We start from the raw sequence: 18517 nt of genomic DNA, 5'->3' as shown, positions 1-18517 counted from the left end.
CACCGCCGTGACCGGACCGCGTGCCCTCCGCTCCCCCGTATCGCCCCGGGGGGCGGAGGGCACGGCGTTCCGCGCCCCGAAGGGGATACTGGGTGCGGCGTACCCCGTGCCCGACCGAGCCGCCTCCCCCGAGAGACCGGCCCCGACGACCATATGAGGTCCTCCGCGCATGAAACCGCTCGATCCGCGTCTGGTCCGCACCGCGAGCGCGGTCCGCTCCCATCTGGCCGTCACCGTCGTCAGCGGTGTACTGATCACCGGGCTGATCCTCGCCCAGGCCTGGCTGCTGTCCCGTGTCATCACCGGGGTCTGGGCCGGGGACGGGATGGACGTCGTCGGCTGGATGATCGCCGCGGTCGCCGGTGTCGCCGTGGCGCGCGCCCTGCTGTCCTATCTCTCCGAGACCTCGGCCCTGCACAGCGCGGCCCGCACCAAGTCGCAGCTGCGCCGCGAGCTCGTCGCCCACGTGACCGGTCCCGGCCGGGTGTGGGCGGCCGAGGACGACGACGGTGATGGCGGCTCTCCCCAGGCCGGGGAGCTCGCCACCCTCGCCACCCGGGGCCTGGACGCCCTCGACGAGTACTTCTCCCGTTACCTGCCCCAGCTGGTCCTGTCCGCGATCGTGCCCGTGGCGGTGCTGGCCGTGGTGTTCTGGGCGGACTGGATCTCCGGGATCGTCATCCTGGTGACCCTGCCGCTCATCCCGATCTTCATGGCCCTGATCGGGATGCACACCCAGCAGCGCACCGAACGTCAGTGGAGGCTGTTGAGCCGGTTGGGCGGGCACTTCCTCGACGTCGTGGAGGGGCTGCCCACCCTGGCCGTGTTCCGGCGGGCCAAGGCGCAGGCCGCCATCATCCGGCAGGTGGGCGAGGACCACCGCAAGGCCACCATGGGAACCCTGCGGATCGCCTTCCTGTCCGCCTTCGCCCTGGAACTGCTCGCCACTCTCGCGGTGGCGCTGGTCGCGGTCGAGGTGGGCCTGCGCCTGTTGGGCGGCCACATGGACTACCAGACCGCCCTGCTCGTGCTGATCCTGGCCCCCGAGGCCTACCTTCCGCTGCGCGAGGTCGGAGCCCGGTTCCACGCGAGCATGGAGGGCGTCGCCGCCGCCGACCAGGTCTTCACCGAATTGGAGCGCCGACGTGACGGCGGCGGTGACCGCCCCCGACCGGCCCCGACCGGACGCCCCTCGCCCGCCGCCTCCGGCGACATCCGCTTCGAGGGGGTGGGGCTGCGCTACCCGGGACGGGACGTGCCCGCCCTGTCCGGTGTGGACCTGACCCTGCGCGCGGGGGAACATCTGTTGCTCACCGGCCCCAGTGGTTCGGGCAAGACCTCCCTGTTGTCCCTGATGCTCCGGCTCGCCGAACCCACGGAGGGACGGATCACCGTCCGCCCTCCGGACGGCGAACCGGTGGCGTTGGACTCCGTGGCCGCCGACGACTGGCGCCTGGGCATCGCCTGGGTGCCCCAGCACCCCTACCTCTTCGACGTGTCGGTGGCCGACAACATCCGTTTGGGCGCTCCCGACGCCGACATGGAACGGGTACGCCGGGCCGCCCGAATGGCCGAGGCCCACGACTTCGTCTCCGCGCTGCCCCAGGGCTACGACACCCTGCTCGGCGAACGCGGTGCGCGTCTGTCCGCCGGACAACGGCAGAGGATCGCTTTGGCCCGCGCCCTGTGCCGCGACGCCCCCTTGGTACTTCTGGACGAACCCACCGCGCATCTGGACCCCGAGAACGCCGCCGCCGTGCGCACGGCCGTGGCCCGCCTGCTGGAGGGGCGCACCGCGGTGATCGTCGCCCACGACACGGGGTGGGCCGAGTCCGTGTCCGGAGCACACCTGCGCACCGCCCATCTGCCGCTGCCGACCGAGGGGATCGTCCGATGACCGGCCCGTCCACCCCCACCGACCCGCTGTTCGTCGACGAACGCGAACGACGCCGGGACCCCCTACGACGGATGATCGCCCTGGCCCGCCCGCGGAGCGCCCGCTTCGCGCTGGGGGTCCTGCTCGGCGCCGCCGCCACCGGCTCCGGGGTGGCCCTGCTGGGAGTGGCCGCGTGGATGTTGGCCACCGCCGCCGACCACCCCTCGATCACCGCTCTGAGCGTGGCCGTCGTCGCCACCCGGGCCCTCGGTGTCTCCAAGGGGGTGAGCCGCTACATGGAGCGGCTGGTCACCCACGACGCCGCCTTCCGCACTCTGGCCGAGGTACGGGTCAGGGTGTACGAGCGCCTGGCCCGCACCGAACCGTTCGGCCGTTTCCGGTCGGGCGACCTGGTCTCCCGCCTGGTCAACGACACCGAGTCCACTCTGGACCTACTGGTGCGCGGGCTCACCCCGCCGCTGGTGTCGGTGGTCACCGGTGGGGCCACCGTGCTCTTCCTGACCGTCGTGTACGTGCCCGGCGGGATGCTGCTGGCCGGGGGCCTGCTGCTCGCCGGGCTCGCGGTCCCGCTGATGGCGGCGGCCCTGAGCCGGGGGCCGGGGCGGCGGGAGGCGCGGGCCCGGGGGACACTGTCCACCACCCTGGTGGACACCCTCCAGGGCGCTCCGGACCTGATCGCCTACGGCGCCATGGACCGCCAGGTCGCCAAGGTCGAGGAGGCCGACGCCGAACTCACCCGGGTGGCCCGGCGCGACGCCGCGACGCTCGGGCTGAGCGCCGGGGCCCATGCCCTGATCACCGGTCTGACAGTGTGGGGCGCCCTGTTCCTGGGGGTGCTCGCGGTCGAGGACGGGAGCATCGACGCCACCGCTCTGGCCGTGCTGGTGCTGACCACGCTCGCCGCCTTCGAGATCGTCGCCCCGCTGCCCGCCGTCGCGGCCAGGCTGGGGGCGATCCGGGAGAGCGGCGCACGGCTCTTCGGTGTCCTGGACACCCCTCCCGCCATCACCGTCGACGAGGAACGCGAACGGGACGGCGGAACGCCGGTCATCGACCCCGACACCGAGGCCTCGGTCCGGGTCGAGGGGCTGCGGGTCCGCTACGGCCCCGACGAGCCCTGGGCCCTGGACGGGATCGATCTGGAGATCCCCGCCGGGGCGACCGTGGCCGTGATCGGACCGAGCGGGGCGGGCAAGAGCACGCTCGCCTCGATCCTGCTGCGTTTCCGGGACCCGGACGGCGGCCGGGTGGAGGTCGGCGGAACCGACATCACCGATCGTCCCGCCGACGAGGTGCGCGGGGTCGTCTCCGGCGTGCCCCAGGATCCGCACGTGTTCGCCTCCACCCTCCGGGAGAACCTGCGTCTGGCCCGTCCGGGGGCCGACGACGAGGAGCTGTGGGAGGCCCTGCGCCGGGCCCGGCTGGCCCACGACGTCGAGGCGATGCCCCGGGGGCTGGACACCCGGGTGGGGTCGCACGGCCTGGGGTTGAGCGGGGGGATGCGTCAGCGTCTGGCCCTGGCCCGTGCCGTCCTGGCGGCGCCCCGGGTACTGGTGTTGGACGAGCCGACCGCGCATCTGGACCCGGACACCCGTGACGCGGTGGTGGAGGATCTGTTGTCGGCCGCCCGGGGCTTCTCGACGCTGCTCATCACCCATGACCTCACCGGCCTGGACCGGGTGGACCGGATCTACGTGATCCGCGATGGACGCGTGGTCCAGTCCGGTACCCACGAAGAGCTCCTCGCCGTAGAAGGGTGGTACCGCGCCGTAGGCGTCCGTTGAGGGTGGTGGCGGGCGACGGGCGGGAACAGATCCGTAGGAGTCCGTTGAGGGCGGTGGCGGGCGACGGGCGGGAGGTACCGCGCCGTAGGCGTCCGTTGAGGGTGGTGGCGGGCGACGGGCGGGAGGTACCGCGCCGTAGGCGCCCGTCGAGGGCACCGGGGCGGAGATCCTCATGACGGGGTTCGTGTGGGTAGGGTTCTTCCGGTGAACTCCGTACACGAGCTCCTCGCCGGTCTCGGCACACTGCTGCGCGGCTTCGGCCTCCTTCTGCGCAGACCACGCCTGTTCCTGCTCGGGGCCCTTCCCGCGCTCATCACCTCACTGCTGTTCCTCGCGGTGCTGATCACACTGATCGCCAACCTGGGCGGCCTGATCACCTGGGCCACCCCGTTCGCCGACGGTTGGGACACCCCCTGGCAGGGGCTGGTACGCGGCGCCCTGTCCCTGGCGCTCCTGGCCGGGGCGGTCCTGATCATGGTGGTGGCCTTCACCACCGTGACCCTGACCCTCGGCGCGCCGATCTACGACAAGATCGCCGAGATGGTGGAGGAGGACCTCGGCGGTGCGCCCGAGGCCCCCGAGGAATCCCTGGCCGCCTCGGTGGCGCGGGCGATCCGCCAGTCGATCGGCATGGTGCTGGTCTCCCTGACGGTGACGGTGTGCGCCTTCCTCATCGGGCTGGTCCCTCTGGTGGGGTGGCTGATCGGCCCGGTCCTGACCGCGGTGATGGGCGGCTGGCTGTTGGGGATCGAGCTCACCGCGAGCGCCTTCGACCGTCGAGGGCTGCTCCTGGTCCGTGACCGTCGCCGTTTCATGGGGCTCCGGCGGATGCGCGTCCTGGGCTTCGCCATCCCCACGTACTTCCTGCTGGCGATCCCGTTCGTGGCCGTGGTGGTCTTCCCAGCGGCGACCGCAGGCGGCACCATCCTCGCCCGCGAGCTCCTGCCCGCCGAACCGCCGAGGAACACCGGGCTCACCTCCGGTCCGCCCCCACCGGCACCCTAGACACACGTGAGGGGCGGGTCCGACATGGTCGGACCCGCCCCTTCGACGTTCACGGTCGCGTTCAGCGCAGCCCGGGAGAGCGACGCAGCGCGGTGGTGATCATCCGCTCGACCAGGGTCGCGTAGTCCACGCCGGTGGCCTCCCACATCTGCGGGAAGGCCGACGACGGCGTGAAGCCGGGCATCGTGTTGAGCTCGTTGACGAGGACCTCGCCGTCCTCGGTGTAGAAGAAGTCGACCCGGGCCAGGCCCTCGCAACCCATCGCCTCGAAGACGTCGGCGGCCATCGCGCGCAGGCGGGCGGTGGCCTCCTCCGGAATCTCGGCGGGGATGGTCAGACCGCTCGTGGACAGGTACTTGGCCTCGAAGTCGTAGAAGTCGAAGCCCTCGGCCACGTGCACCTCGGCCGGGAAGGAGACGTCAGGGGTCCCTCCGTCCTCGGACTCCAGGACTCCGCATTCGATCTCACGGCCGACGACCTGCGCCTCGACCAGGACCTTCGGGTCGTGCTCGCGGGCGGCCTCGACGGCGGCGACGACCGCGTCGGCGTCACCGGAGTCGCGCACCTTGCTGATGCCCACGCTGCTGCCCGCCCGGGCGGGCTTGACGAACACCGTCGTGCCCAGCTCCGCGATGTCGTCCAGCACCTTCTTGCGCTCGGTCTCCCAGGCGCGGGCGGTGATGGCGACGTAGGGGCTGGTGGGGATGCCGTTGCCGACCAGCATGGCCTTCATGAACACCTTGTCCATAGCGGCGGCGCTGGAGAACACCCCGGCGCCCGCGTAGCGCACGCCCATCATCTCGAACAGCCCCTGGATGGTGCCGTCCTCGCCGAAGGGCCCGTGCAGCAGCGGCAGGACCACGTCCACCTCGGCCAGGCGCTCGGTGCCCCGGCTCGGGCTCACGGTCATGAGCTGTCCGGCGGTGTCGAAGGGCAGCGCCAACTCGAGGCCGTCCTCGGAAACGCTCGGCAGCGCCTTGGTGGCCGGGTCGATGCGCAGGCTCTCGGGGTCGCCCGACGCGAGCACCCAGTTGCCGGTACGGGTGATCCCGACCGGGACGACCTCATAGCGGTCGGGGTCGATGACGGACAGGACGCTGCCCGCGGTGACGCAGGAGATCTCGTGTTCGGAACTACGTCCGCCGAAGACGACGGCGATCCGAATCTTGCGCTGCTCGGACGACATGCTGCCTGACCTTATCTCGCCTAATAGTGAACCGGTACGGGATGAGATGTCCCGGATGTCAATGTCCCTCGTCGAGCGCCGCCAAGGCGTCGTCGATGAGGTCTCGTGGGTCCTCCAGACCGATGGAGAACCGGACGGCGCCCGGAGTGATGCCGGCGTCCGCCAACTCGGCGTCGCTCATGTTCCGATGCGAGGTCGAGGCCACATGGCCGACCAGGGTATGGGTGCCTCCCAGGGAGGCCGCGATGGTCGCCACCTTCAACCGGTCGGCGAAGGCCATACCGTCCTCCCAGCGCCCGCCGCGCGGGTGCACGGTGACCACCGCGCCGTGACGTCCGGTGTCGAACAGCGCGTCCGCCAGCCCGTGCTGGGGGTGCGAGGCCAGCGAGGGGTGATCGACCCTCTCCACCGCGGGATGCCCCTCCAGGGCGGAGGCGAAGGCCGCGGCGGTCTCGCACTGTCGCGCGACCCGCAACGGCAGGGTCTCCAGCCCCCGGTGCAGCAGGTAGGCCTCGTCCGGGGCCAGGCAGGGACCCAGGTCGATCCGGGCCGCCCGGATCCGGTCGATCAGGGCGGGTGAGGCCACGGCCACCCCACCGGTGGTGTCGCTGTGGCCGCCCAGGTACTTGGTGGCCGAGTGCACGACCACGTCGGCGCCGTACTCCAACGGACGACAGACCGCCGGAGAGGCGAACGTGGAGTCCACCACCAGGACGGCGCCCGCCTCACGCGAGATCTCCGCCAGACCGGGAAGGTCGGAGACGGTCATCGTCGGGTTGGACAGCGTCTCGGTGAACACCACGCTCGTCTCGGAGGTCACCGCGGCGCACACGGCGTCGAGATCGGTGATGTCCACGAAGTCGGTCCGCACTCCGAATCGGCGCATCAGCCGGTCCAGCAGCGAATGGGTGTTGCCGTAGATGGAGCGGGCGGCCACCACGTGCGAACCGGACTCGGTGAGGGAGAGCAGCACGGTGCTGAGCGCCGCCATGCCCGAGGCGAAGGCCTGGCCACGCACCCGGTCCGGGAGTCCCGCGCCCTCCAGCGCGGCGACCGCGTCCGCGAAGGCGTCCACGGTGGGGCTGTCGATGCGCGCGTAGGAGTAGCCGTTCCGCGACCCCGCCAGCACGTCGGCGAACCCCTGTGAGGTGTCGAACGCGTAGGTGGTCGCCCGGTGGACGGGCATCCGCATCGGACGTTCCCGGGGGACGGGGGGCGTGGGCGGGGAGACCGCCCTGGTGTTCTCGCCCTCGACCCCGGAGCCGGGTGTGTGTGACATCGTGCTCGCTCTCAGACCCCGTAGCGCTCCGGCTTGGTGCTGCGCGACATGAACGCCGCGAGCGCCTCGGCGGGGCTCAGGTCGTGGTGCATCATCTTGACGACGGACTCGGTGATCGGCATGTCGACACCGTGGGTCCAACCGAGTTCGAGGATCGACTCGGAGGACTTGACCCCCTCTGCCGTCTGTCTGGTCTCCGCGACGACCTGTTCGAGGGTCTTACCGGCGCCCAGTTTCTCACCGAAGGTCCGGTTCCGCGACAGCGGAGAGGAGCATGTCGCGACCAGATCACCCATCCCCGCCAGTCCGGACAGGGTGTGCTCGTCGGCTCCCAGGGTCACCGCCAGGCGAGTGGTCTCGGCCAGGCCCCGGGTGATGAGCGAGGCCTTGGTGTTGTCTCCGAAGCCCATGCCCTCGGCCACGCCCACGGCCAGACCGATGACGTTCTTCATCGCGCCGCCGATCTCCACCCCGACCAGGTCGGTGCTGGTGTAGGGGCGGAAGTAGGAGGACTTGAAGAGCGACTGGAGGAGCCGTGCCGTGGGTTCGTGGGGGCAGGCCACCACGGCGGTGGCCGGCTGGCGTTCGGCGATCTCCCGGGCCAGGTTGGGGCCGGAGACCACGGCGATGCGCTCTTCGGGGAAGTCGAGGACCTCGCCGACCACCTGACTCATCCGCATGAGGGTGCCGAGTTCGACGCCCTTCATGAGACTGACGACCACCGCGTCCTCGGGGATGTGCCGCTTCCAGTCGGCGAGGTTGGCCCGCAGTGACTGGGAGGGCACCGCCAGCACCACGACCCGGCTGCCGGCGAGGGCCTCGGCCGCGTCGGTGGTGGCCCGCAGTCGCGGGTTGAGCCCGATCCCCGGAAGGTAGTCCGGGTTCTCCGAGGTCGTGTCGATCGCCTCGACGACCGAGGAGCGGCGCCCCCACAGGACCACCTCGGCCACGGGTCCCTCACCGGACCCCCGGGCCAGGTCCGCCGCGTCCGCGACGATGTTGGCGAAGGTCGTTCCCCAGGAGCCGCTGCCCAGGACCGTGACCCGAAGGTCGGCGCCGTCGTCACCCTTGTGGTCGCTCATCTGTTCGGTCATGCCCCCGCGTTGTTCTTCCCGTTATCGCCCTCGACCGGTTCGGTCGCCCCGACCTCGGGTCGCTCGTCCGTCTCCGTCTCGGCCGAGGCGCGTCGGGCCTCCGCCTCCTTCTGACGGGCCTTCTTGAAGTCGAAGGGTTCGGCGGGCGGCTCCTCGCCGCGGATCTCGGCCTGGAGGGCGGTGATGTCGGCCATGATCGCCCGGGTCGCGTCGTCCAACAGGGTGGCCGTGATGGGCCGGTCCAGGTAGGGCGACAGGTCCACGGGCGGCCCCGCCTTGAACTGCACGCGCTTGCGCGGGAACAGCCGGGGCCTCTTCTCACCGTAGGGGAGGATCTCCTGCTCGCCCCAGTGCGCGACCGGGACGACCGGGACCCCGGTGGTCAGGGCCAGGCGGGCCACACCGTTCTTGGCGGTCATGGGCCACAGGTCGGGGTCGCGGGTGCAGGTGCCCTCGGGGTAGAAGATCACCGACGAGCCGTCCTCGGTGAGCGCCTTCTCGGCCGCTCCCAGCGCCTTGACCGCGTCCGCGCTGCCGCGCTTGATCGGGATCTGGCCGGTGCTCCTGGCCACCGAGCGGACCACGGGGATCTTCATGACCCCGTCCTTCATGGTGAAGGTCGGCCAGCGCCGGGCCCCGATGTAGAGGAAGTGGGCGACCGTCAGGGGGTCGGTCACCGACAGGTGGTTGGCGGCGATGATCACCCCGCCCCGCTCCGGAACGTTCTCCGTGCCCTTCCATTCGGGCTTGGTCACGAACCACAGGACGAATCGCACGATGCGGGACACGACCCACTTGACCCATCGCGATTCTCGTTGCTTGGCCACGGGACTCCTCACTTCTCGCTTCCTGGGGGTTCGCCGCCCCGGAAGCACAACCGATTCAGTCTAGGACGTGTCGCACCATGCCGAGGTGTACCGCTCGGACGCTCGATTCGACACACCCAGGGCGCCCGCGCCGCGCCGGGTCCCGAGCACCTACCCTCATCACTGTCGTCGCCCATCAACGTCCCGGGGGAACCGTGACCGGCTTTGGAGAGCGGAGCGGGGCTTCGTGTCTCGGGGTGCGCTGGTCCCTGATCGTCCCAGTCAAGCACCTCGGCCTGGCCAAGAGCCGGCTGGCCCGGGCGGCGGGGACGATGCGCGAGGGGCTGGCTCTCGCGATCGCCTGTGACACGGTCTCCGCCGCGCTGTCGTGTCCGACCGTGGACACGTTGTTCGTGGTGACCGACGATCCCCTGGCCGACGCGGAGCTGTCGTCGCTGGGGGCCGTGGTGGTGTCCGGAGAGCCCGGTGGCGGCATGAACCCGGCCCTGGAGCACGGGGAGGCCGCGGCGCGCGCACGGGACCCGCGAACGGGGGTGTGCGCGATGTCCGCCGACCTGCCGGCGCTGCGTCCCGACGAGTTGGGGCTGGTCCTGGCGGCCGCCTCCGAGCACGGGCGATCCTTCCTGGCGGACTCCCCCGGTGTGGGGACCACCCTGTTGGCGGCGACCCCCGGTCATCGGCTCGCTCCGTCCTTCGAGGGCGGGTCCCGGAGCCGGCACCGTGAGGGCGGCGCCCGCGAACTGTCACCGGTCGGGGTGGAGTCCGTGCGCCGGGACGTGGACACCCCCGAGGATCTGACCGAAGCCGCCGCGCTCGGCCTGGGGCCCCGTACACGCCCGCTCTGGGCACGCATGGCGCCCCATGAGGCGGAAGAGGCTCATTGAGCCTTCCGAGCCCTCACGTCCCGCTGCGTCGCTCTGAGCGCCTCTTGGACGCCCTCCCCCGATGCCCCCCGGACAGCACTCCGCCCGGACCCCAGAGGGGCCCGGGCGGAGTGCTGTCCGCTCACATGGGTGAGAGGACTACTTCTTGTCGCCGTTGACCAGGGCCTTGAAGTCAGCGCCGGCGCGGAACTTCGGAACGAAGCTCGCGGGGACGTTGATGGTGGCGCCGGTGGCGGGGTTGCGAGCGGTGCGAGCCGCGCGCTCGGACTTCTCGAAAACGCCGAAGCCCGTGATGGCGACCTTGTCGCCCGACGCCACGGTGGCCTGAATGGTCTCAAGCACAGCGTTGACCGCTTCGGTCGCGGTCTTCTTGTCTCCGAGACGGTCGGAGATCGCGTCGATCAGGTCACGCTTGTTCATAAGGTTCCTCCGGTTCCCCCTTGCTCGCACGAAATTAGGGGAAGCAGCGGCCCTTACACAAATACAAACGCCCGTAGGGAAGGCGTGTCGAGTCCCTCCCGACCTGCGATGTCACGCTCCGCAACGGATGGGACAGAGGGGACGAGCCCGCGGGGCGAGTCCTTTTTGCCCCCTTGTGCGAGCCTCAAAAGCCTACGTATAACCGGATTCCGGGCGCCCGAGCTGTCCGCCTTAAGGACACAAAGACGGTAAGCGAATGCTCACGTCAAGTAAAGGTAAAATTATTCGGGACCGGAGGTGTGCTGCGTCACATCCACCCCCGATCCCGTTCCCGAAGGGCCTTACGGCCACCCTCACGAGAGGATCGTGACCGGCTTCCAGCTCTCTCGGGTGGTCTCGAAAGCGGAGATGTCGTCCGTGTGACGGAGCGTCAGCGCGATGTCGTCCAGACCTTCCAGAAGCCGCCATCGGGTGTAGTCGTCCAAATCGAACGACTCCTTCACGTCCGCCGCCGGAACGCGCACCTCGCGCTCCACCAGGTCCACGGTCACCTCGATCGTCGGGTCGGCCTCCACGGCCGCCCAGATCCGGTCGATGACCTCCTGCTCCAACAGGACGGTCAGCAGTCCGCCCTTGAGGGAGTTACCGCGGAAGATGTCGGCGAAGCGGGACGACAGCACGGCCTTGAAACCGTAGTCCTGTAGCGCCCACACGGCGTGCTCGCGCGAGGAACCGGTGCCGAAGTCGGGCCCGGCCACCAGTACGGACGCGCCCTCGTACTCGGGGCGGTTGAGCACGAAGTCCGGGTCGGACTTGCGCCACTCGGCGAACAGGCCGTCCTCGAAGCCGGTGCGGCTCACGCGCTTGAGGTAGACGGCGGGGATGATCTGGTCGGTGTCGACGTTGCTCGCGCGCAGCGGCACGGCCCGACCGGTGTGGACGTCGAACTTCTCCATGAGAGGACTCTCCTGACGAGGTCGGGGACGCTACAGGGCGGCCAGGTCGGACGGGGAGGACAGCGTGCCGCGTACCGCGGTGGCGGCGGCGACCTGCGGCGAGACCAGGTGGGTACGCCCGCCCCGGCCCTGACGGCCCTCGAAGTTGCGGTTGGAGGTGGAGGCGCTGCGCTCGCCCGGCTTGAGCTGGTCGGGGTTCATGCCCAGGCACATGGAGCAGCCCGCCTCGCGCCACTCGGCGCCGGCCTCCTCGAACACCCGGCCCAGTCCCTCCTCGTTGGCCTGTTCCTTGACCCGCATGGAGCCGGGGACCACCAGCATGCGCACACCGTCGGCGACCTTGCGGCCGCGGATGATCTCGGCGGCGGCCCGCAGGTCCTCGATCCGGCCGTTGGTGCAGGAGCCCAGGAAGACCGTGTCCACCTCGACCTCGCGCATCGGCGTTCCGGCCTTCAGGTCCATGTAGGCCAAGGCCTTCTCGGCGGCGGCGCGAGCCGAGGGGTCCTCGTAGGAGGCGGGGTCGGGGACCGAGGCGTCCAGCGGAACACCCTGGCCCGGGTTGGTGCCCCAGGTGACGAACGGGCTGAGCTCGTCGGCGTCCAGCACGACCTCGGCGTCGAACTCGGCGCCCTCGTCGGTCCGCAGGCTCTTCCAGTGCTCCACGGCGGCGTCGAAGTCGGCGCCCTGGGGCGCGTGCGGGCGGCCCTGGACGTAGTCGAAGGTGGTCTGGTCCGGGGCGATCATCCCGGCGCGGGCGCCCGCCTCGATGGACATGTTGCACACCGTCATGCGGGCCTCCATGGACAGGGCCTCGATGGCCTCGCCCCGGTACTCGATGACGTAGCCCTGGCCGCCGCCGGTGCCGATCTTCGCGATCACGGCGAGGATGATGTCCTTGGCGGAGACACCGGGCTTCAGGCGACCGTTGACCGTGACGGCCATGGTCTTGAAGGGCTGCATCGGCAGGGTCTGGGTGGCCAGGACATGCTCGACCTGGCTGGTGCCGATACCGAAGGCCAGCGCGCCGAACGCGCCGTGGGTGCTGGTGTGGCTGTCACCGCAGACGACGGTCATGCCGGGCTGGGTCAGACCCAGCTGGGGGCCGACCACGTGAACGACGCCCTGCTCGATGTCGCCCATGGGGTACAGGTGCACGCCGAAGTCGGAGCAGTTCTTGCGCAGCGTCTCGACCTGCTTGCGGGAGACCGGGTCCGCGATCGGGGCGAGGAGGTCCATCGTGGGGACGTTGTGGTCCTCGGTGGCGATGGTCAGGTCCGGGCGACGCACGGAACGACCGGCCAGTCGCAGCCCCTCGAAGGCCTGGGGGCTGGTCACCTCGTGGACGAGGTGGAGGTCGATGTAGAGCAGGTCCGGCTCGCCTTCGGCACGTCGGACGACGTGCTCCTCCCACACCTTCTCGGCCATCGTGCGTGCCATGGGCGATCGCCTCTCTCGTGTCTGTAGGGTCTCGGGCCCGTCTCGGTTCTGGCCTCGTGCGGGCCCGGGACCATCGCGCGGATGTACGGGCCGACTTGCATTCCATATTTCGAGACGGCAATATCAAGCCATGGACAACTCTAGCTCATCCAGCGGTGTCGGTGTCCTGGACAAGACGATGTCCGTCCTCGACGCCCTGGAGTCGGGACCGGCCTCGCTGGCCCAGTTGGTCCAGATCACCGGTCTGGCCCGCCCCACCGCCCACCGTCTCGCCGTCGCCCTGGAACGCCACCGCATGGTGACCAGGGACAGCCAGGGACGCTTCGTTCTCGGCCCTCGTCTGGGTGAGCTGTCGATCGCCACCGGCGAGGACCGCCTCCTGGCCGTGGCCGCCCCGGTCCTGGTCCAGTTGCGCGACCTGACCGGCGAGAGCGCCCAGCTCTACCGTCGCCAGGGCGACCTGCGCGTGTGCGTGGCCGCCTCCGAACGCAGCAGCGGCCTGCGCGACACGGTGCCCGTCGGCAGCGAACTCCCCATGAACGCGGGCTCGGCGGCCCAGGTCCTCCTCGCCTGGGAGGACTCCGACCGCATCCGCCGTTCGCTGGTGGGCGCCCGCTTCACCGCCGCGGGCCTGGCCCAGGTCCGCCGCCGCCGCTGGGCCCAGAGCGTGGCCGAGCGCGAACAGGGCGTGGCCTCGGTCTCCGCCCCCGTGGCCGGCCCCGGCGGACGGGTGATCGCCGCCGTCTCGGTCTCCGGCCCGATAGAGCGACTGACCCGCTCCCCCGGACGCGTCCACTCCCAGGCGGTGATCTCGGCCGCCGAGAAGATCAGCGAGTCCCTGCACACCTACGAGGGAGGGCACTGACCCCCGCCCCACCCCACCCCTGACGTCGAGGGCGGCACCCGATCGGGTGCCGCCCTCGACGTGTGTCGCGCCCGCGGAAGAGCCTCCCCTCCCATGGACAGTTATTGACAGTCTGTCTAACATGACGGAATGTCTCACAAGAACGTGACCGGAGACACAACGACTCCGGCCGAACTCGACGCCTTCCGTGAGCTTCAACGACTCGCCTACCGCGCGGCCGAAGACGTGGCCGCGAGCCTCGAACCCGGGGTCACCGAGCGGGAGGCCGCCCGACGGATCCGTGAGCACCTGGAGTCCCACGGTGTCCGGGACTGGTTCCACACCCCCTTCGCCTGGTTCGGCGATCGGACCGCCTTCCGGAACCTCCGCGTACCGCTCCAGTTCTTCCCGACCCGGCGGAGGCTGGAGAAGGGCATGCCCTTCATCCTCGACTGCGCCCCCGTCCGGGACGGATACGTCGCCGACATCGGCTACTCCGGCGTACTCGGCCGAAGCCCCCTGCACGACCGCCTCGTGGACGACCTCATCCGCGCGCAGGGCTACGACAACCGGCACCGGGTCTACCCGGGACGGGTCATCGCCCACCAGGTCGGCCGGGTGCGCTCACGCCTGCCCCGGGTGATCGTCGCCGGGTTCGGCGTCCGCTCCCTCCAGACCCTGTTCGGCGACCTGCTCGTCGAACGTCTCCACCACCGCTCACCACTGTGGGCCGACGGCGACATCTCGGCCCACCCGGCCACCCCCGGTCTGTGGGCGGTCGAACCGCACATCGGCTTCCGCGACATGGGCGCCAAGTTCGAGGAGATCCTCGTCGTCACCGAGGACGACGCCTTCTGGCTCGACGACGACCTGCCGCACGTACGTCACCGGACCCCCGCGGCCGTCCCCCTGTCCGCCTGACCCCTCACCGTCCTGCCCGACCACGCGCACCCGACCATCGCGGACGCGAGCGAGGAGAACACGACCGCATGAGCACCCGCCCCCACCGCTACGTCTCCACGAGCGACGGCCAACATCTGGCCGTCCACACCCACGGTTCCCCCGATCGCCCCACTCTGGTGCTGGTCCACGGCTATCCGGACAACTCCACCGTCTGGGACGCGCTGATCGACGCGCTGCTCCCCGACTTCCACGTCGTCGCCTACGACGTCCGCGGCGCGGGCCGTTCCACCGCCCCCGACGACCGGTCCGGCTATCTGGTGGACCGGCTCGCCGACGACCTGCGCGCCGTGGTCGACGCCGTCAGCCCCGACCGCCCCGTCCACCTGGTCGCCCACGACTGGGGCTCCATCCAGACCTGGCACGCCGTCACCGAACCGGAGCACGCCCACCGGTTCGCCTCCTTCACCTCGATCTCGGGGCCCGACCTCGACCACGCCGGGCACTGGCTCCGCAAGGCCCCCGACGGCGTCCGCAACGTCCTGCGCCAGATGGTCCGCTCCGGCTACATCGGTTTCTTCTCCCTCCCGGGGCTGCCCGAGGCCGCCTGGCTCAGCGGGATCGGCGGGCTGGCCCTGGCCGGTCTGGAACGCGTCGGCGGCGGACCTCGCGTGCCCGCCCGACGCTCCACCCGCGACCACCTCAACGGACTGGCCCTGTACCGGGTCAACATGCCACGCCGCTTCGCCCGCCCCATGGAACGCCGCACCACCGTGCCCGTGCAGGCGCTGGCCCCCACCCACGACGCGTTCATGGTCGAGCAGGTGCAGTCCAACGCCGGTCGCTGGGTGGAGGACTTCCGTTTCCACCGTTTCCAGGGCGGACACTGGTCGCTGCGTTCGAACCCCGCGCCCGTGGCCCGAAGAGTGCGCGCCTTCGTGGAGGAGATCGAGTCCGGGACCTCCCGCCCGAAAACCGACCCCGCCCTTCGACGGACCCGACGGCATGGTGGGGCGTTCGCCGGACAGGTGGCCGTGATCACCGGCGCCGGCAGCGGTATCGGCCGCTGCCTCTCCTTCGAACTGGCCGAACGCGGAGCGCGGATCGTGGCGGTCGACATCGACGGCCCCTCGGCCGAACGCACCGCCGAACTGTGCGCGATGATCACACCGGGCGCCGCGGCCCGTCGTGTGGACGTCACCGACGCCGACGCCGTGCGCGGGCTCGCGGCCTGGGTCGACGACGAGTACGGGGCCCCCGACCTGGTGGTCAACAACGCCGGCATCGGTGTGGCCGGGCCGTTCCTGGAGGCCGCCACCGAGGACATCGAACGCGTGGTCGACGTCAACCTGTGGGGCGTGATCAACGGCTGTCGGGCCTTCGCTCCGATGATGATCGAGGCCGGAGGCGGCGGCCGCATCGTCAACACCGCCTCCGCCGCCTCCTACCTGCCCTCGCGCCTGTACGGCGCCTATTCGGCCACCAAGGCGGCCGTCCTGGCGCTCAGCCGTTCCCTGCGCGGAGAGCTGGCGGGTCGCGGGATCACCGTCACCGCGGTCTGCCCCGGTCTGATCGACACCGGGATCATCTCCAACGCGCGTCTCTCCGGCATGGGCGAGATCGGCCGTGCCAAGGAACGGCTCAACCGGCTGTACCGCCTACGCGGTTACACGCCGGAGAAGGCCGCCTCTCGTATCGCCGGAGCCCTCGACTCCGACCCGGAGCTCGTCCCGGTCACCGCCGAGGCCCACGTCGGACTGGCCCTGTCGCGCCTGTCCCCCGCCGCCCTGCGCGCCTACGCCCGCCTGGCTCCCCCGGTCTAGGTCTCCTCCCCCTCTCCGGCACCACTCGAAGGACCTCCATGAACACCGATCCCGCCCCCGTCACGACCGACGAACCCGACCGGCTCGTCCTGCGCGCCCGCGACGTCCACTTCGACTGGAGCGCGCTGGACCTGCACTGGATCCCCGACGAACCCTTCGCCACCCACGTCATCAACGTGCTGCACCTGCTGCTTCCCGAGGGAGAGCGGTGGTTCGTGGAGGTCTTCAAACAGGCGGTCCCCCACATCACCGATCACGAACTGCGCGAACAGGTGCTCGGCTTCATCGGCCAGGAGGCCGTGCACGCCGAGGCCCACGCCGGTGTCCTCGACCACATGGACGCCCACGGTCTGGACCCCCGCCCCTACGTGGAACAGATCGCCTGGCTGTTCCGGGTGGTGCTCGGCGACCGCGACCTGTCCGGAGCACGGGAGTTCGCCTGGCTGCGCACCCGGCTGGCGGTCATCGCGGGGATCGAGCACTACACCGCCGTGCTGGGCCAGTGGGTACTGGACGCGAAGAGACTCGACGAGGTCGGCACCGACCCCACCATGCTGGATCTGCTGCGCTGGCACGGGGCCGAGGAGGTCGAGCACCGCTCGGTCGCCTACGACCTGTACATGCACGTGGACGGCGGATACGCCCGTCGTGCCCTGGCCATGGGGGTGGCCGCCTTCGCCCTGGCCTCCCTGTGGGTGCGCGGTGTGCGCTTCCTCGTCGTCAACGACCCCTATCTCCGGGGGCGGATCGACGGGGTGCGGCCCAAGGCGTCGTGGGCGCTGCGCGACGGCCGCCGGGGCCTCATCCCGCATCTGGGCCGTCTGGCCCGGGCGATACCCGAGTACCTGCGTCGCCGATACCACCCCTCGCACCACGGCTCCACCGCGCAGGCCGTCGCCTACCTGGCGGTCTCTCCGGCCGCCAGGGCCGCCGAGGCCGCGGAACGGGAAGCGGCCCGATGAGCGACGACCGTGAACGACGCGTCGGGCACCACGCGGACCCGCGGCCGCCGACCGACCTGTTCCGGTCCGGGCGCCCCGACCGCTTCATGCTGGGTCTGGCGCGGCTGGCCGCCCGGCTCGAACCCCTCACCGCCCGACTCCGTCCCGGGCATCCTCCGCCGAAGCCGACCGGGGATCTGCCGGTGCGTGTGGTGAGGACGGAACGTCCTTCCCCGGACGTCGCCGTCCTCACCCTGGCCCCCGTCGCCCCCGAGACCACACTGCCCGCCTGGCAGCCCGGACATCACGTGGACGTGGTGCTGGACGGCGGCGTGGTGCGTCAGTACTCGCTCAACGGCGACCCCTCCGACCGGTCCCGTTACCGGATCGCGGTACGTCGTATCGAAGGCGGACTCGGTTCGGGGCTGGCGCACGGGCTGCGCGAGGGAGACGTCCTCGGGCTGCGCGGACCGCGCAACGCCTTCCCCTTCGCCAGGGCCGAGCGGTACCTGTTCGTGGCCGGCGGCATCGGCATCACCCCGATCCTGCCGATGGTCGTGGCGGCCCACGCCGCGGGCCTCCCCTACCGCCTGGTCTACACGGGCCGGTCACGAAGCGGCATGCCCTTCCTGGACGAACTGCCCGAGGGCCCCGACGTGTTCGTGCGCCCCGACGACGAGTACGGGCCTCCGAAGGCCGCCGACCTGACACGAGGACTCGAACCGGGGACCCCGGTGTACGTCTGCGGCCCGGCCCCGCTCATCGCCGCCGTGGGTGCCCTGGTGCCCACGGGGACACCGTTCTACTCCGAGCGTTTCTCGCCGCCCCCGGTCGTGGACGGCCGCCCCTTCGAGATCCGGCTGGGACGCTCCGGCCCGGTGCTGCCGGTCGAGGCGCACGAGACCGCCCTGGACGTGCTGCTCCGGGTCCGCCCGGGCACCCCCTACTCCTGTCGACAGGGGTTCTGCGGCACCTGCCGGGTGGGGCTCGTCGAAGGAGAACCCGAGCACCGGGATCGGCCGACCGGAGGCGCTCCACGGGACGGGGGGTTCACCCCGTGCGTCTCCCGGGCCGGGGAGGGCGAGCGGATCGTCCTGGATCTGTGAGGCCGCGAGGAGGGTAGTTTCGGACCATCGAATCGGCTTTCTCGGGAGGTGGCGACCGACGGTGGTGTCCCCAGGAACCGACCGTCACCAGGCGCGGGTGACGGGTTCGGCGGCCCCGGTCGGCAGACCGGGGC

The 18517-nt window shown here is 71.0% G+C and carries 16 protein-coding genes; 9 read left to right on the top strand and 7 right to left on the bottom strand.

What is annotated here, in order from left to right; genetic code table 11:
* The first annotated feature begins 169 nt into the window (after nt 1-169).
* From cydD to D451_RS0118135, 3 genes are all read left to right on the top strand, one after another.
* Entirely contained in the window at nt 170-1897 is a 1728-nt protein-coding gene (gene cydD / locus D451_RS0118145; protein WP_017535485.1) for a thiol reductant ABC exporter subunit CydD, read from the top strand.
* The gene (gene cydC / locus D451_RS0118140) at nt 1894-3681 is read left to right on the top strand and encodes a thiol reductant ABC exporter subunit CydC (protein WP_017535484.1); all 1788 of its coding nucleotides are present in this window, start codon (nt 1894-1896) and stop codon (nt 3679-3681) included. The genes cydD and cydC overlap by 4 nt, the downstream gene beginning before the upstream one ends.
* Nucleotides 3682-3885: 204 nt before the next feature.
* Nucleotides 3886-4686 carry an EI24 domain-containing protein gene (locus tag D451_RS0118135; RefSeq protein ID WP_017535483.1) on the top strand — a complete coding sequence of 267 codons (801 nt, stop codon included), beginning with the start codon at nt 3886-3888 and terminating at the stop codon, nt 4684-4686.
* Nucleotides 4687-4747: 61 nt separating this feature from the next.
* Here the strand turns inward: D451_RS0118135 and D451_RS0118130 are convergent, their stop codons facing one another.
* The 4 genes from D451_RS0118130 to D451_RS0118115 are packed head-to-tail and all read right to left on the bottom strand — an operon-like array spanning nt 4748 to nt 9072.
* The gene (locus D451_RS0118130; protein ID WP_017535482.1) at nt 4748-5872 is read right to left on the bottom strand and encodes a D-alanine--D-alanine ligase family protein; all 1125 of its coding nucleotides are present in this window, start codon (nt 5870-5872) and stop codon (nt 4748-4750) included.
* 58 nt (nt 5873-5930) lie between these two features.
* Nucleotides 5931-7151 carry a trans-sulfuration enzyme family protein gene (locus D451_RS0118125; RefSeq protein WP_017535481.1) on the bottom strand — a complete coding sequence of 407 codons (1221 nt, stop codon included), beginning with the start codon at nt 7149-7151 and terminating at the stop codon, nt 5931-5933.
* Between the two features lie 11 nt (nt 7152-7162).
* On the bottom strand, nt 7163-8245 hold the full coding sequence (locus D451_RS0118120; protein ID WP_017535480.1) for an NAD(P)H-dependent glycerol-3-phosphate dehydrogenase: 1083 nt from the start codon (nt 8243-8245) through the stop codon (nt 7163-7165).
* Complete coding sequence (locus tag D451_RS0118115; RefSeq protein WP_017535479.1) at nt 8242-9072, bottom strand: lysophospholipid acyltransferase family protein; 831 nt, start codon at nt 9070-9072, stop codon at nt 8242-8244. The genes D451_RS0118120 and D451_RS0118115 overlap by 4 nt, the downstream gene beginning before the upstream one ends.
* A gap of 236 nt (nt 9073-9308) precedes the next feature.
* On the opposite strand from D451_RS0118115, the gene cofC reads away from it, so the two are divergent.
* Nucleotides 9309-9956 (top strand): 2-phospho-L-lactate guanylyltransferase, encoded by a 648-nt coding sequence (gene cofC, locus D451_RS0118110; protein WP_017535478.1) that lies wholly within the window; start codon nt 9309-9311, stop codon nt 9954-9956.
* 138 nt (nt 9957-10094) lie between these two features.
* Here the strand turns inward: cofC and D451_RS0118105 are convergent, their stop codons facing one another.
* The 3 genes from D451_RS0118105 to leuC all read right to left on the bottom strand — a co-directional run bounded on the left by D451_RS0118105 (nt 10095) and on the right by leuC (nt 12769).
* Entirely contained in the window at nt 10095-10376 is a 282-nt protein-coding gene (locus D451_RS0118105; protein ID WP_014910144.1) for an HU family DNA-binding protein, read from the bottom strand.
* A gap of 353 nt (nt 10377-10729) precedes the next feature.
* Nucleotides 10730-11332 (bottom strand): 3-isopropylmalate dehydratase small subunit, encoded by a 603-nt coding sequence (gene leuD, locus D451_RS0118100; RefSeq protein WP_017535477.1) that lies wholly within the window; start codon nt 11330-11332, stop codon nt 10730-10732.
* Between the two features lie 30 nt (nt 11333-11362).
* Complete coding sequence (gene leuC / locus D451_RS0118095) at nt 11363-12769, bottom strand: 3-isopropylmalate dehydratase large subunit (protein WP_014909429.1); 1407 nt, start codon at nt 12767-12769, stop codon at nt 11363-11365.
* 178 nt (nt 12770-12947) lie between these two features.
* Between leuC and D451_RS0118090 the strand changes: the two genes are divergently transcribed.
* The 5 genes from D451_RS0118090 to D451_RS0118070 all read left to right on the top strand — a co-directional run bounded on the left by D451_RS0118090 (nt 12948) and on the right by D451_RS0118070 (nt 18383).
* Nucleotides 12948-13634 (top strand): IclR family transcriptional regulator, encoded by a 687-nt coding sequence (locus D451_RS0118090; RefSeq protein WP_014909127.1) that lies wholly within the window; start codon nt 12948-12950, stop codon nt 13632-13634.
* A gap of 129 nt (nt 13635-13763) precedes the next feature.
* Nucleotides 13764-14534 (top strand): M24 family metallopeptidase, encoded by a 771-nt coding sequence (locus tag D451_RS0118085; protein ID WP_017535476.1) that lies wholly within the window; start codon nt 13764-13766, stop codon nt 14532-14534.
* 68 nt (nt 14535-14602) lie between these two features.
* On the top strand, nt 14603-16336 hold the full coding sequence (locus D451_RS0118080) for an SDR family oxidoreductase (protein WP_017535475.1): 1734 nt from the start codon (nt 14603-14605) through the stop codon (nt 16334-16336).
* Nucleotides 16337-16374: 38 nt separating this feature from the next.
* The gene (locus D451_RS0118075; protein ID WP_017535474.1) at nt 16375-17298 is read left to right on the top strand and encodes a metal-dependent hydrolase; all 924 of its coding nucleotides are present in this window, start codon (nt 16375-16377) and stop codon (nt 17296-17298) included.
* On the top strand, nt 17295-18383 hold the full coding sequence (locus D451_RS0118070; RefSeq protein ID WP_017535473.1) for a PDR/VanB family oxidoreductase: 1089 nt from the start codon (nt 17295-17297) through the stop codon (nt 18381-18383). Before D451_RS0118075 ends, D451_RS0118070 begins: the two co-directional genes overlap by 4 nt.
* The last annotated feature ends 134 nt before the right edge of the window (nt 18384-18517 follow it).

The organism is Nocardiopsis alba DSM 43377, from assembly GCF_000341225.1.
Classification (GTDB): Bacteria; Actinomycetota; Actinomycetes; order Streptosporangiales; family Streptosporangiaceae; genus Nocardiopsis; species Nocardiopsis alba.
Note: the sequence above shows the minus strand (reverse complement) of the source record. Positions and strands in the feature narration are given on the sequence as shown.